This is a genomic window from Nannocystis pusilla, assembly GCF_020073745.1.
GTDB classification, from domain to species: domain Bacteria; phylum Myxococcota_A; class Polyangia; order Nannocystales; family Nannocystaceae; genus Nannocystis; species Nannocystis radixulma.
In genome coordinates this window covers 23,795-36,307 of record NZ_JAIRAU010000009.1, presented here as the reverse complement: position 1 = coordinate 36,307, position 12,513 = coordinate 23,795, and the positions used below count along the sequence as shown (strand labels likewise).

The following is a 12,513-nucleotide window of genomic DNA, read 5'->3' as shown; positions in this document are numbered from 1 at the left end:
AAGGACCTGTCCTCGCGGGCCTGTCCAATTCGACCTGCCCGCTCGCGCCTGTCCGCCGGGACCTGCCCCCGGAGTCAGGCGGCGGGACGCGGCAGCGCGCGGGCCAGGCGCGCGTACAGGCGGGCCGCGCCCTGCCAGGCGATCGGGCACAGGTCGTAGGTCTCGCCGTTCTTGAGGGCGACGACGAAGGTGTCGCGCTCGCCGGGCGGTCGGGGCTCGACGTAGACGCGGGCGATCTCGCGGACCGGCAGGCGGACCCGGCGGCCGCGCTCGCGGACCGTCAACGTGCGGCCGAACAGGTACGGCGCGCGCGGCAGGACCGTGCGGATGATGTTGCCGACCCACTGGTTGAGCCAGAGCAGCAGCAGGACCAGGCCGACGCGGATGATCCACGACCGGCCGTCGACGGCCGCGACCCACGCGTCGGGCAGGCGCACCAGCAGCACCGCGACCGAGGCCGACAGGAACACCAGCCCGACGAGGAAGTCGCTGAGCTTGCCCGTCCAGTCTTCGGGGCGCGCGGCGCGGAGGCGGATGAACACGCGGACCTCGCTCCGGCGCGGCGCCTAGAAGAACTGCACCTCGAGCACGTACTCGCCGCCGCGGATGTCGTTCTGGTCGACGACGACGAAGTAGGTGCCCGGCTCGAAGAACTGCAGGATCTCCAGCGTCGGCGAGCCCGTCTCCTGCATCGACGTGCAGACCAGCTCGGACGAGCCGCCGCAGCCGGTGCGGATGCTGAGGGCCGGGGCGAAGCTGGTATCGGCGGTGACGCGGAACAGGATCTCGCCGGGCGAGGCCACGTTGACCTGGAACATGTTCTCCGCGCCAGGTCCGCCGCAGCGGCCGTCGACCTGGCCGGCGCGCCCGCCCAGCGTGTTACTCCACCGGAAGTTGCCGTTGAGCTCCTGATCGATCTGCGTCATGTGGACCGGGCAGCCGTCGAGCGTCGGCGCCGTGTACACGATCTGCATGGCGTAGTAGCCGTCGGTGCCCTCGGGCGAGTCGACCGTGACGCTGTACTCGTGGCCGGCCTCGGCGAAGAAGTGGCGGAACAGGACGTCGCCGACCGGGGCCGCGCACAGCCGCGGGATGTTGTTGTCGTCCTCGTAGCAGCCGTCGCGCGTGACGCGGAGTGTCGGCGTGAACTCGGTGCTCGGCTGCATCAGCAGCAGCACGTCGGTGTCGAAGGTCGGGACGATGAGGTACGTGTCCTCGGCGCCGCCGTCGATCACGCCGTCGCCGCAGAAGCCCTCGACGCGGCTCGGGCCCTGCAGTCGCCCGCGGACCTCCATGTTGGCGAGCGGCAGGACGATCGGGTTGTCGCAGCCGCCCTCGCGCGGGTCGACGCTCATCACTCCCGTGCCGTCGCCGGTGTCGTCCTCGGTCAGGCCGCTGCGAGCTCCGCAGGCGAGGATCAGGCCGGCCGCGAGAACCGAGACGCCGGGGGCCATCGCGCACCGGTGCGGGGGCAAGAATGCCGTCATCGACTGCAGTGTAGCGCCGTCGCCAACGGGGCGTCAAAACCCACGCGCCGGCCACATCGTCTCGACCATCAGCTGGAGCCGCACGCGGCCGCGGAAGCTGGAGCGCAGCGGGACGAACAGGAACGCCACCCGGTCGCCCGGCGCGATGCCGGGGTGGGCCGCGGCCTGGCCGAAGGCGATGGCCTCGAAGCCGATCCGGCCCTGCCGCAGGGCCATCGACAGGTGGCGGCCCTTGAGCACGCGGACCCGCTCGACCACCGCGTCCTCGCAAAGGAAGCGCGGCGGCGCGAACCCGACCCCGTACGGCGCGAGCTGCTCCAGATCGACGAGCAGCGGCTCGTCGATGGCCTCGAGCGGCAGCGGGCCGTCATGCTCGACCGCCGGCTCGCCCAGCTGCCGCTCGCGGATCTGGTCGGCCACCGCGGCGTCGAAGGCCTCGATCAGCGCCGGGATCTGGGCCGGATCGAGGCTCACCCCCGCGGCCGCCCGGTGGCCGCCGAAGCGCCGGAGGTGCGGGGCGCAGGCGCGCAGGGCCGCGTGCACGTCGATGTCGCCGGCCGTGCGCGCCGAGCCGCGGGCCTCGCCGCGCGCCCGGTCGACGGCCAGCACCAGCGCCGGGCGGCGGTACTGCGCGACCACGCCGGCCGCGGCGATGCCGACGATCCCGTGCAGCCACGACTCGCCGGCGACCACGATCCCGTAGCGCTGCGGCGTGCGCGGATCGGCGGCCAGCAGCGCCAGCGCCTCGCGGACGATCGCGTCCTGGTGCTCGCGGCGGTGGATGTTGAAGTGCTCGACGCGCTCGGCCATCGCCCGCGCCTCGACCGAGCTGCGCGCCCGCAGCAGTAGCAGCGACGGCTCGGCCGGGCCGAGGCGGCCGGGCGCGTTGAGGCGCGGGCCGAGGCGGAAGCCGAGGTGGCTCTCGTCGATCGGGTCGTCCTCGCCGACGCCGGCGAACTCGAGCAGCGCCCGCAGCCCCGGCCGCCGGCGCGTCGCTATCACGCCGAGCCCGTAGCGCACGAGGATCCGGTTCTCGTCGACCAGCGGGACCATGTCGCAGATCGTGCCGAGCGCGACGAGGTCGAGCCACGCCTTCGGGTCGGGCAGCGCCGCCCCGGTCTTGCGGGCGAGCGCGCTGCGCAGCGAGGCGCACAGGTAGAACGCCACCCCGGCGCTGCACAGGCCCTTGAACGGGAAGGCGCAGCCGGGCTGGTGCGGGTTCAGCAGGGCGCTCGCCGGCGGCATGCGCTCGGGCACCTGGTGGTGGTCGATGACCGCGGTCGGGATGCCCTGTCCTTGGAGCCAGGCGAGCGCCTCGTGATCGGACGTCCCGCAGTCGCCGGTGAGCACGACCTGGGCCCCGGCCTCGCGCAGCGCCCGCGCGTCGGCCACCTGCAGCCCGTAGCCGCCCTCGCGCGAGGCCGCGCGGGCGACCACGTCGATCCCGAGCGCCTCGAGGTACGTGGTCAGGATCGCCGTCGTCGTCACCCCGTCGACGTCGTAGTCGCCGAACACCCCGATCCGCAGCCGCTTCTGCTGCGCCGTCTGTAAGAGGTCGAGCGCCGCCTCGAAGCCGGCCATCCCGTGGGGCGCGCGCAGGTCGGACATCCGCGGGCGGAGCAGGCGGGCCTGCGCCTCCGGGCTGTCGATCCCGCGGCGCAGCATCAGCGCCACCGCCTGCGTCCCGACCCCGAGGGCGGCCGCCCGGTCTCGGAGTTCACCTGCCTCTGGGGACATGCCCCGAAGGACAAGCGGCGGCGGGTCCGGCCGGGGCGCCTCGGACGGCGCCGGCCGGGGTTTCTTGAGCGCGAGCCGCGAGCTCATGCTGGGCCAGCTCGGGGCGGCTCAGCTCGACGGCCGCTGGCGGCGGCGGCGGCGGCTGGCCTTGGCCGGTTCGTCTCCGTCCTCCGAACCCACGCCCTGCCCCTTCGCGCCCTCGATCTCGTCCACGCGCTCCTGCGCCTCCGCCTTGGCGGCCGCCTCGGCGCGCAGGTCACCGATCGCGCGGCCGGTGGCCTCGTCGACCTCGGCGTTCTCGGCCGCCAGCACCGTGCCCGCGTCGACCGGCGCCGCCGCGGCCTCGGCGCTCATCAGGTGGCCCTCGCCGCCGTAGAAGCGGCGGTTGACCCACAAGAAGATCGGGCAGGCGATGAACAGCGACGAGTACGTGCCGACGACGATGCCGATCATCAGCGCGAACGCGAAGTCCTTGATCGTGCCGGAGCCGAGGGACCAGGTCGCCAGGACCACCAGCAGCGTCGTGCCGGAGGTGAGGATCGTGCGGCTCAGCGTCTCGTTGAGCGCGACGTCGGTGGTCTCTTCGATCGGCGCGTCGCGGCTCAGCGCCACGCGCTCGCGGATGCGGTCGAACACGACGATGGTGTCGTTGATCGAGTAGCCGACGATCGTCAGCAGCGCGGCGATGGTCTGGAGGTTGAACTCCTTCCACGTCAGCGCGAACGCCCCCACCGTGATGAACGCGTCGTGCGCGAGGGCGACGATGCCGCCCGGCGCGAAGCGCAGGTCGAAGCGGAGCATGACGTAGAGGAAGATGAAGCCGAGCGCGTACAGCAGCGACTTTACACCGTCAGCCTTGAGCTGCGAGCCGACCTTGGCGCCGACCGTCTCCGACGACACGATCGACTTCACCGTGCCGGCGCCGAACGCCTGGTTGATCTCCTCCTGGACCTTGGCGCCGATGCCGACCAGGCTGAGCTCGACCGGGAACTCGTCCTGCTTGCCGGTGCCCTTGTCGACCTTGCCCTCGCAGCCGGCCTTGGCGAGCAGCTCCTCGAGCTCGCTGTAGACCGGCGCCGACTCGAACACGAAGAACATCTTGCTCGCGCCGTCCTGGTAGGACATCGGGCGCTTGAGCTTGGCCTTCGGGTAGGCCTTGACCGCCTCCTCGCAGGCCTTGGCGGTCGCCATGTCGATCGAGGCCACGTCCTTGACGTGGATCATGATCTGGTTGTCGGCGTCGGGCACGGTGACGGCCGACGCGCCCTCGAAGCCGGCCTTGTCGAGCGCGTCGCGGACCTCCTGGATCGGCACGTCCTTGTCGGCCGCGAGCTGCAGGCGGACCGAGGAGCCGCCGGCGAAGTCGATGCCGAAGTTCAGGGCCGACCCGCGCGTCGTGTAGTTGTACGCCATCGTCGCGATGCTGACGATGAACAGCACGAACGACAGGCCGATGAAGTACTTCGCCGTCTTGACGAAGGGGAACCGCGTGCCAGGCGGAATGAGCTCGAAGAACCTCTGCGCCATGGTGTGTGCCTCAGATGGACACGCGGTCGAAGCCGCGGCGGTTGGCCTGGAAGTCGAAGAACACGCGCGTGCAGAACACGGCGGTGAAGATCGAGGTGGCGATGCCGATCAGCAGCGTGATGGCGAACCCGCGGATCGGGCCCGAGCCGTACTGCCACAGCACCACGCCGGCGATCGCCGTGGTCAGCTGCGAGTCGAGGATGGTGGTGAAGGCGCGGTCGTAGCCGGCCTCGATGGCGGCGCGGGCGGTGTAGCCCTCGCGCACGAGCTCGCGGATGCGCTCGTAGACGATGACGTTGGCGTCGACCGCCATGCCGAGCGTGAGCACGATGCCGGCGATGCCCGGCAGGGTCAGCGTCGCCTGGAAGAACGCCATCGCCGCCAGGATCAGCAGCACGTTGAACACCAGCCCGAACACGGCGATGAGGCCGGACACGCGGTAGTAGACCGCCATGAAGACGATGACGGCGCCGAGGCCGACGACGAAGGCCCAGAAGCCGCTCTCGACCGCGTCCTTGCCGAGGTCGGCGCCGACGCGGATCTCGAACTCCTTGACCAGGCGGGCCGGGAGGCTGCCCGACTTCAGCACCTTGACGAGGTCGTTGGCGGTGTCGCGCACGCTCTGCCCCGGCGTCTCGCCGACGGTGATGCGCACGTTGCCGCCGGGGATCCGGTCGTTGAAGACCGGGTCGGACATGACCGCGTCGTCGAGCATGATCGCCATGCGGCGGCCGATGTTGTCGCCCGACATCTGCTCGAAGCGGTCGGCGCCGAGGCGGTCGAGCTTGAGGTCGACGCCCGGGAGGCCGGTCTGCGGGTCGGGGCTGACGTTGGCGGCCAGGATGCTCTCGCCGGTGACCTCGGCGCGCGACTTGACGATGTAGCTGCGCCACACCTTGGTCGGCTCGCCGCGCAGCATCACCACGTCGGGGCCGTAGGCGATCATGTGCGAGGCCGGCAGGCGCCACTGGGCCGGCAGCTGGTTGAAGAAGTCCTCGAGCGTCTTGCGGTCCTTGGCGTAGAAGGCCCACACGTTCTCGACGTTGTGGCCCTTCGGGCTGCCGTAGTTCTGCATCTTGTTGACGCTGATGCCCATGCCCGGGCGGACCTGGCCGCCCTCGAGCAGCGCCTGCAGGTAGTTGGCGTTGTTGGGCCCGAACGGCAGCTCGTCGTCGACCATGCGCATCTCGAGCACCGCGGCGCGCTCGACCACCTTGAGCAGGCGGCGGAAGTCGCTCGAGCCCTCGAGGATGTTGTCGCGCGAGCGCTCGCTCAGCTTGACCACGACGGTGTCGGCCTCGGCCGGCCGGCCCGGATCGTCGGGCAGGATCTCGAGCTCGACGCCGCTGCCGAGCCGCTCGTCGATGATCGTCTGCTCGATCATCTTGCCGGCGAACACCTGGTTCAGCAGGTCGCGCGCGACCTTGTCGGTCAGCGTCACGCGGAAGGCGCCCGGGTCCTCCTCGCTGTCGGCGAGGATGACCTGGCTGGCGCCGGCCTGCTGCAGCAGCGGCCGCAGGCGGTCCTCGGCGTCGCGGCGGGCGGCCTTGATCTCGGTGGTGGTGTCCGAAAGACCAGGCAGCTCGATCACGATCTGGCGGTTCTTCGGGTAGATGTTGGGCTCGGCGATGCCCATCGCGTCGATGCGGCGACGGACGGTCTCGAGCGCCTGCGCGACCGCGTGCGAGCGGTGCTCGCCGAGCCGCTGGTCGGACATCTTGAGGTGGATGACGCCCTGGGACTCGTCCTGGGTGTCGACGCGCTCCATGTCGGTGAGCGCGACGCCCATCACGTCGTCCTCGGCGGTCGCGACCTGGCTCGGGTCGGCGAACTTGATGTCGAGGCGGTCGATGCCCTGGCGCTCGACGTCGACCGCGACGCCCTTCTTCTCCTTGAAGCCGGCCTCGAGCTCGGCGGCGATCTGGTCGAGCTTGTTCTCGAGCGCCTCGTCGACGGCGACCGAGTACTCGAGGTGCAGGCCGCCCTGGAGGTCGAGGCCGAGCTTGAAGCGATTGTCGAAGGTGTTGGTGAGCCAGCCCGGCAGCTCCTTGTCGCGGCCGACGATCTGGGCGATCGAGGGCACGACCATCATGACCGCCGTGGCGACCATGAGGAGCAGCAGGAGGGCCTTGATCTTGAGGAACTTACGCATCGGTCCGCCTTGCTTCCCGCCTTGAATTCCTCACTTGGTGGCCGCCGCGCCGGGCTGAGCCGCGGTCGCCGCCTCGGGATCGAAGCGGTCGGCGATCTCGGCGCGCAGGACCTTGAGCTTGACCCGCTCGGCCACCTCGACCATCGCGATCGGGCCGTCGATGCTGCTGATCCGGCCGATGATGCCGCCGGTGAGTCGAACGGTGTCCCCCGTCGCCAGCTTGTCGAGCCGGCTCTTGCGCTCCTTCTCTTGCTTGCCCATCGGGCGGATCAAGATGAAGTAGATCGCCGCGAACATCAGGATCGGGACGATGAAGCCGCCCAACGGGCTGGAGGGGGCGGCCTCGGCGAGGATGGTGATGGTCGTGGCGAGCATGGCGATGGTCCGGACGGGAGTATCCACGGGGGCGCCTGCGTTCTGACGCCGCCGCGGGCGGCCGACGCGTGCAAAAACGCAGGCCGGTCACCGGTCGCAGGGGGGTACCAAAGAACCCCGGGCCTGTCACGCCGGTTCCGGCGCGGAGTGGACCGCGCCGGCGCCCTCGTCGACGTTGCCGTCGGCCGCGCCAGCGTCGGCGTAAACCTTGGAAATAATGGATGAAAATTCGCCGCGAAGGGCCTCGAAGCGGCCTGAGCGCAAGGCGCGCCGGAGGGCTCCGACCCATTGTTGATAGAAGTACAGGTTGTGGATCGTCGCCAGGCGGCCGTACAGCGGCTCGTTCTGCTCGTGGAGGTGGCGCAGGTAGGCCCGGCTGTAGCGCGCGCAGCAGCGGCAGCGGCAGGCGGCGTCGATCGGGGCGTCGTCGTCGCGGAAGCGGGACTGACGGATGTTCAGTCGGCCCGAGAACGTGAACAGCTGGCCGTTGCGGGCGTGCCGGGTCGGCATCACGCAGTCGAACATGTCGATGCCGGAGCTCACGGCGGCGAGCAGGTCGTGCGGCGTGCCGATGCCCATCACGTAGCGCGGGCGGTTCGCCGGCATCTCCGGGCCGATCGCGGCCATGGTGGCGTGCATCTCCGGGATCGGCTCGCCGACGCTGAGGCCGCCGAGCGCGAGGCCCTCGAACGGCAGGTCGGCCAGGGCCTTGAGGTGCTCGCGGCGCAGGGCCACGTCGGTGCCGCCCTGGACGATGCCGAAGCACAGCTGCCCGGGCTGCAGGATCTCCCCGCGCCGGCGCGCCGCCTCCTCGGCCCAGCGGGTGCTGCGGTCGACCGCCGCGCGGATCAGCGCGGGCGCCGCGTCGGCCGGCGGGCAGTGGTCGAGGATCATGCAGATGTCGGAGCCGAGCGCGGCCTGGGTGGCGAGCACGCTCTCGGGGGTCATGCGGTGGCGCGAGCCGTCGAAGTGCGTCTGGTAGGAGACCCCGGCGTCGTCGATCTTCTGCAGCCCGCGCAGGCTGAACACCTGAAAGCCGCCGCTGTCGGTGAGGATCGGGCGGTCCCACGCCATCATGCGGTGGAGGCCGCCGAGCGCGGCCACGCGGGCCGAGCCCGGGCGGTGGCCGAGGTGGTACGAGTTGCCGAGGATGATCTGCGCCCCGACCTCGCGCAGGTCGTCGGCGTCGAGGCCCTTGACCGCGCCGTAGGTGCCGACCGGCATGAAGCACGGGGTGTCGATCGGGCCGTGCGCCGTCCACAGGCGCCCGGCCCGCGCCGGCGAGCCCGGCTCCTGCGCCAGCACCTCGAAGGTGCCGGGCGGGCGGGGCTGCAGGCCGGATGTCTCACAGGACAGGTCGAGGCGCGGATCGGCCCGGGTCGTCATCGTCGGCAAGGAATGCCACACCGGGATCCCCGCCGCAACGCCCGCCGCCGCGGCCGACGACCGCCCTGCCCCGCTCGCGCGAGCGGCCGATCGTCGCGGCGCACGGGCTCACGGCGGTGCGGCCGCGCGACAGGCGTAGCCGACGCCCTTGGCGTAGCAGGCGCGGTCGTTCCAGCCGCCCTCCGTGTAGAGCATGTGGCCGCAGTTCTCGCGCGGGCAGCTGTCGTCGAGCGCGTGCTGCGGCGAGCACATCGGGTCGCAGTTCGCGGCGTCGGGCTGTCCCATCGTCCAGGCCGCGAAGTCGACCGGGCTGCCGTCGCTCCACTGCCACTGCTCGACGTCCGCCTCGCAGCCGGTCCAGTGCGGGTCGGCGCGGCGCAGGCCGATCCAGAACGTGGCGATCGGATCGGCGACGTCGAACAGCGCCTCGGCCTGCTTGCGCGCCCACGTGTAGCTGGCCTCGTCGTGGATGCTGAGCAGCTCGACGGTCCAGCCGCGGGCCACGCAGGCCGCGCGGGCGCCGACCCAGTCGATCGCGTCGACCTTGCAGAACCAGTGCGGGGCCCCGTCGCGCTCGCTCAGCGAGCAGCCGAGGCAGCTGTCGTTGGCCGGCGAGAACTCGTCGATGATCTCGTCGCAGTCGTCGTCCTCGCCGTCGCACACCTCGAGCGCGCCGGGGAAGCGCTCGGGGTCGTCGTCGTCGCAGTCGCCGCGGGCCGGGGAGGTCCCGGGCGGCTCGTCGCAGGCCACCTGCCCCGGCTCGACGCCCCAGTCGTCGCCGTCCGCGTCGAGGTACCAGATCCCCGGCGGATCGGTCGACGGGCAGCCCTCGAAGCCGTCGTCGCTGGCGTGCGACTCCGCCTCGGTGGTCGCGGCCGCCGTCGACTCGCCGCCGGCGGACCCGCCCGGCCCCGACAGCTCCGGCGGGTAATCGACGAAGCAGCCGCCGGCGACGCAGAGCAGCAGCGCGAGGGCGCCGTGGTGGGGGGACCACATGTCTCCACCCTACCACGCCGCGCGGGGCTTCACGTCACGGGTGGTTTACGGTTTCATCGCGGGCATGTCCGAAGGTCCCGTGCTCGTGACCGGCGCAGCCGGTTTCATCGGTCATCACGTCGTGCGCCTCCTCGTCGAGCAGGGCCGCTCGGTGCGAGCGGTGCTGCGGCCCGGCGAGGACCCGCGCAACCTCGCCGGCATCGACCCCGCCCGGGTCGAGCGCGTCGAGGCCGACGTGCTGGACCGCGAACGCATGCGCACGCTGGTCCGCGGCTGCGACGCCGTCTACCACCTCGCCGCCATCTACCGCACCTGGGTACCTGACCCGAAGGTCATCTACGACGTCAACGTGACCGGCTCGGCCAACGTGCTCGCCGCGGCCGCCGAGGCCGGGGTGCGCAAGGTCGTGTACACCAGCTCGATCGCCGCCGTCGGCGTGCGCGAGGACGGCGTGCCCTCGGACGAGGCCACCCCCTTCAACCTGTGGTCGAACAGCTTCGACTACGTGCGCTCGAAGTACCTCGGCCAGCAGGTCGCGCTGTCGTTCGCGCCGCTGGTCGACGTCACGATCGTCGGCCCCGGCATGCCGCTCGGGCCCGGCGACGTCGGCCCCACGCCGACCGGCAAGACCCTCGTCGACGCGCTCAGCGGCCGGATCCGCGTGTGCTTCGAGGGCGGCCTCAACCTCGTCGACGTCGAGGACGTCGCCCGCGGCCACCTGCTCGCCGAGCAGCGCGGCCGCCGCGGCGAGTGCTACCTGCTGACCGGCCACAACCTGACGATCTCCCACCTGATCGCCGAGATGCGGCGCGTCCTCGGCATGCGCCACGCCATGTTCGCCACCCCCGTCGCCGTGGCCAGGGCGGCCGGCTGGGCGCTCGAGCGGCTGGCCGACCGCGTGACCCGGCGCGAGCCGCTCATCACCGCCGGCTCGGTCGCCTACGCCAGCCAGGCGCTGCACTTCGACAACCGCAAGGCCCGCGAGGAGCTCGGCTTCAGCGTGCGCCCGCTCGACGAGACCCTGCGCCGCGCCGCCGAGTGGTTCGCCGCCAACGGCTATCTGTAAGGTCATGTCCCGGGCGACATGTCCCTCGGAGCATGCCCCTAGGGAGCATGCCGTCCAGGACATGTACCTTCGCTCACGAGCCAGGCGCGTAGGCCCGGTCGACGTACTCGCCGAGCATGCGGTGGGCGTTGAAGTAGCTGGCCGCGAGGGCGATGCTGGCCCGCATGCGCTCGGCCCAGCGCTCGGGCGCCCCGAGGTAGAGCGGCAGGATCTCCTCGTCGAGCACGCGGTACAGCTGGGCCGCGTCGGCGTCGTCGCTCGGGTGCCCGGGCGCCAGCACCCAGCCGGTCTGGCCCTCGACATAGCCCTCGCACCACCAGCCGTCGCGCACGCTGAGGTTGGGCACGCCGTTGTGCGCGGCCTTCATGCCGCTGGTGCCCGAGGCCTCGAGCGGCGCCATCGGCGTGTTGAGCCACAGGTCGACGCCGGCGGTGATGAGCCCGCCGAGGCGCATGTCGTAGCCGGGCACGAACGCGATCCGCACCGCCGGCAGCACCGTCTCCTGCTGGCGAAACACGGCCTCGATCATCCGCTTGCCCTCGAGGTCGCGCGGGTGGGCCTTGCCGGCGAACACGATCTGCAGCGTGCCCCAGCGGCTGGCGATCTCGCGCAGGCGCCGGACGTCGCGCAGGATCAGCAGCATGCGCTTGTAGGCGGTGGCGCGGCGGGCGAAGCCGATGGTGAACCGCTCCTCGCCGAAGTTGTGGTCGCCGTGGCGGTTGATCTCGTCGACGAGCGCGCGCTTGGCCTCGCGGTGGGCCGCGACGATCGCCGCGGTCGGGATCTTCTGCGCCTGCCGCAGCGCGTGGCCGTGCCGCCGCCACTCGGGGATCCAGCGGTCGAACACGGCGCGCATCGCCGGCGCGGTCCAGGTGGACGAGTGCACGCCGTTGGTGATGGCGTGCACCGTGTGCCCCGGGAACATCCCCGACGAGACCTCGGCGTGGCGGTGCGAGACCGCGTTGACGAACCCGCTGAGCTCGATCCCCAGCGCGCTCATGTTGATCTCGGCGCTGTGCGGCGTCGGCAGCTTGCCGTACAGCTCGACCAGCTCGCGCCCGAGCACCGCCGTCGCCAGCGCCCCGGGGAAGCGGTCGTGGCCGGCCGGGATCGGCGTGTGCGTGGTGAACACGCAGCGCGAGCGCACCGCCGCCAGCGCCGCCGCCATGTCCTCCGGGCCGTCTGTCCTCGAGGACATCTCCACCGCGAGCATGTCGAGCGCCAGCAGCGACGAGTGGCCCTCGTTGAGGTGGTAGCGCGTCGGCGCCAGCTCGAGCGCGGCCAGGAGGCGCCGCCCGCCGATCCCGAGCACCGCCTCCTGCTGCAGGCGGTAGCGCTCCTCGCCGCCGTAGAGGTGATCGGTGATCCGGCGGTCCTCCTCGCCGTTGCCGTCGACGTCGGTGTCGAGCATGTAGACCGGCACGCGCCCGCCGCCGACCCCGTGGATCCACGTGCACCAGGCCCCGACCCTCACCTCGCGCCCCTCGATCGTCACGACCACCTGCGCCGACACCCGCTCGAGGTGGTGCTCGGGCAGCCACTGCACGTCGCGCTCCTGCTGGTGACCCTGCGCGTCGAGGACCTGGCGGAAGTAGCCCTTGCGGTACAGCAGGGTCACGCCGACCATCGCCACGCCGCTGTCCGCGGCCGCCCGCAAGTGGTCGCCGGCGAGCACCCCGAGCCCGCCGGCGTAGGTCGGGAGCTCGCTCGACACGGCGATCTCCATCGAGAAGTAAGCGACGAGCTGGGGCGAGGAGGTCATCCAGCCCGATGGTGGAGCGCCGCGC

The 12,513-nt window shown here is 71.7% G+C and carries 10 protein-coding genes; 1 reads left to right on the top strand and 9 read right to left on the bottom strand.

Annotated elements, in window-relative coordinates:
* Positions 1 to 74: 74 nt before the first annotated feature.
* The 8 genes from K7C98_RS11310 to K7C98_RS11275 all read right to left on the bottom strand — a co-directional run bounded on the left by K7C98_RS11310 (position 75) and on the right by K7C98_RS11275 (position 9,660).
* Positions 75 to 542 (bottom strand): hypothetical protein, encoded by a 468-nt coding sequence (locus K7C98_RS11310; RefSeq protein ID WP_224191618.1) that lies wholly within the window; start codon positions 540 to 542, stop codon positions 75 to 77.
* 24 nt (positions 543 to 566) lie between these two features.
* Positions 567 to 1,487, bottom strand: coding sequence for a hypothetical protein (locus K7C98_RS11305; RefSeq protein WP_224191617.1), 921 nt, complete (start codon positions 1,485 to 1,487; stop codon positions 567 to 569).
* A 33-nt stretch (positions 1,488 to 1,520) separates the two neighbouring features.
* Complete coding sequence (recJ, locus tag K7C98_RS11300) at positions 1,521 to 3,224, bottom strand: single-stranded-DNA-specific exonuclease RecJ (RefSeq protein ID WP_224191616.1); 1,704 nt, start codon at positions 3,222 to 3,224, stop codon at positions 1,521 to 1,523.
* Positions 3,225 to 3,332: 108 nt separating this feature from the next.
* Positions 3,333 to 4,751, bottom strand: a complete 1,419-nt coding sequence (gene secF, locus K7C98_RS11295; protein ID WP_224191615.1) for a protein translocase subunit SecF — start codon at positions 4,749 to 4,751, stop codon at positions 3,333 to 3,335.
* 10 nt (positions 4,752 to 4,761) lie between these two features.
* A complete protein-coding gene (gene secD, locus K7C98_RS11290) occupies positions 4,762 to 6,903 on the bottom strand; it encodes a protein translocase subunit SecD (protein ID WP_224191614.1) in 2,142 nt (713 codons plus the stop codon).
* Between the two features lie 30 nt (positions 6,904 to 6,933).
* Positions 6,934 to 7,305 carry a preprotein translocase subunit YajC gene (gene yajC, locus K7C98_RS11285; RefSeq protein WP_224191613.1) on the bottom strand — a complete coding sequence of 124 codons (372 nt, stop codon included), beginning with the start codon at positions 7,303 to 7,305 and terminating at the stop codon, positions 6,934 to 6,936.
* A 99-nt stretch (positions 7,306 to 7,404) separates the two neighbouring features.
* A complete protein-coding gene (gene tgt / locus K7C98_RS11280; RefSeq protein ID WP_224191612.1) occupies positions 7,405 to 8,664 on the bottom strand; it encodes a tRNA guanosine(34) transglycosylase Tgt in 1,260 nt (419 codons plus the stop codon).
* Positions 8,665 to 8,772: 108 nt separating this feature from the next.
* Positions 8,773 to 9,660, bottom strand: coding sequence for a C-type lectin domain-containing protein (locus tag K7C98_RS11275; RefSeq protein WP_224191611.1), 888 nt, complete (start codon positions 9,658 to 9,660; stop codon positions 8,773 to 8,775).
* Between the two features lie 64 nt (positions 9,661 to 9,724).
* Between K7C98_RS11275 and K7C98_RS11270 the strand changes: the two genes are divergently transcribed.
* Positions 9,725 to 10,726: an NAD-dependent epimerase/dehydratase family protein gene (locus K7C98_RS11270; RefSeq protein WP_224191610.1), complete on the top strand. Its 1,002-nt coding sequence runs from the start codon at positions 9,725 to 9,727 to the stop codon at positions 10,724 to 10,726.
* A 73-nt stretch (positions 10,727 to 10,799) separates the two neighbouring features.
* Here K7C98_RS11270 and glgP read toward each other — a convergent pair whose 3' ends face one another.
* Positions 10,800 to 12,488, bottom strand: coding sequence for an alpha-glucan family phosphorylase (gene glgP, locus K7C98_RS11265; protein ID WP_224191609.1), 1,689 nt, complete (start codon positions 12,486 to 12,488; stop codon positions 10,800 to 10,802).
* Positions 12,489 to 12,513: the final 25 nt, after the last annotated feature.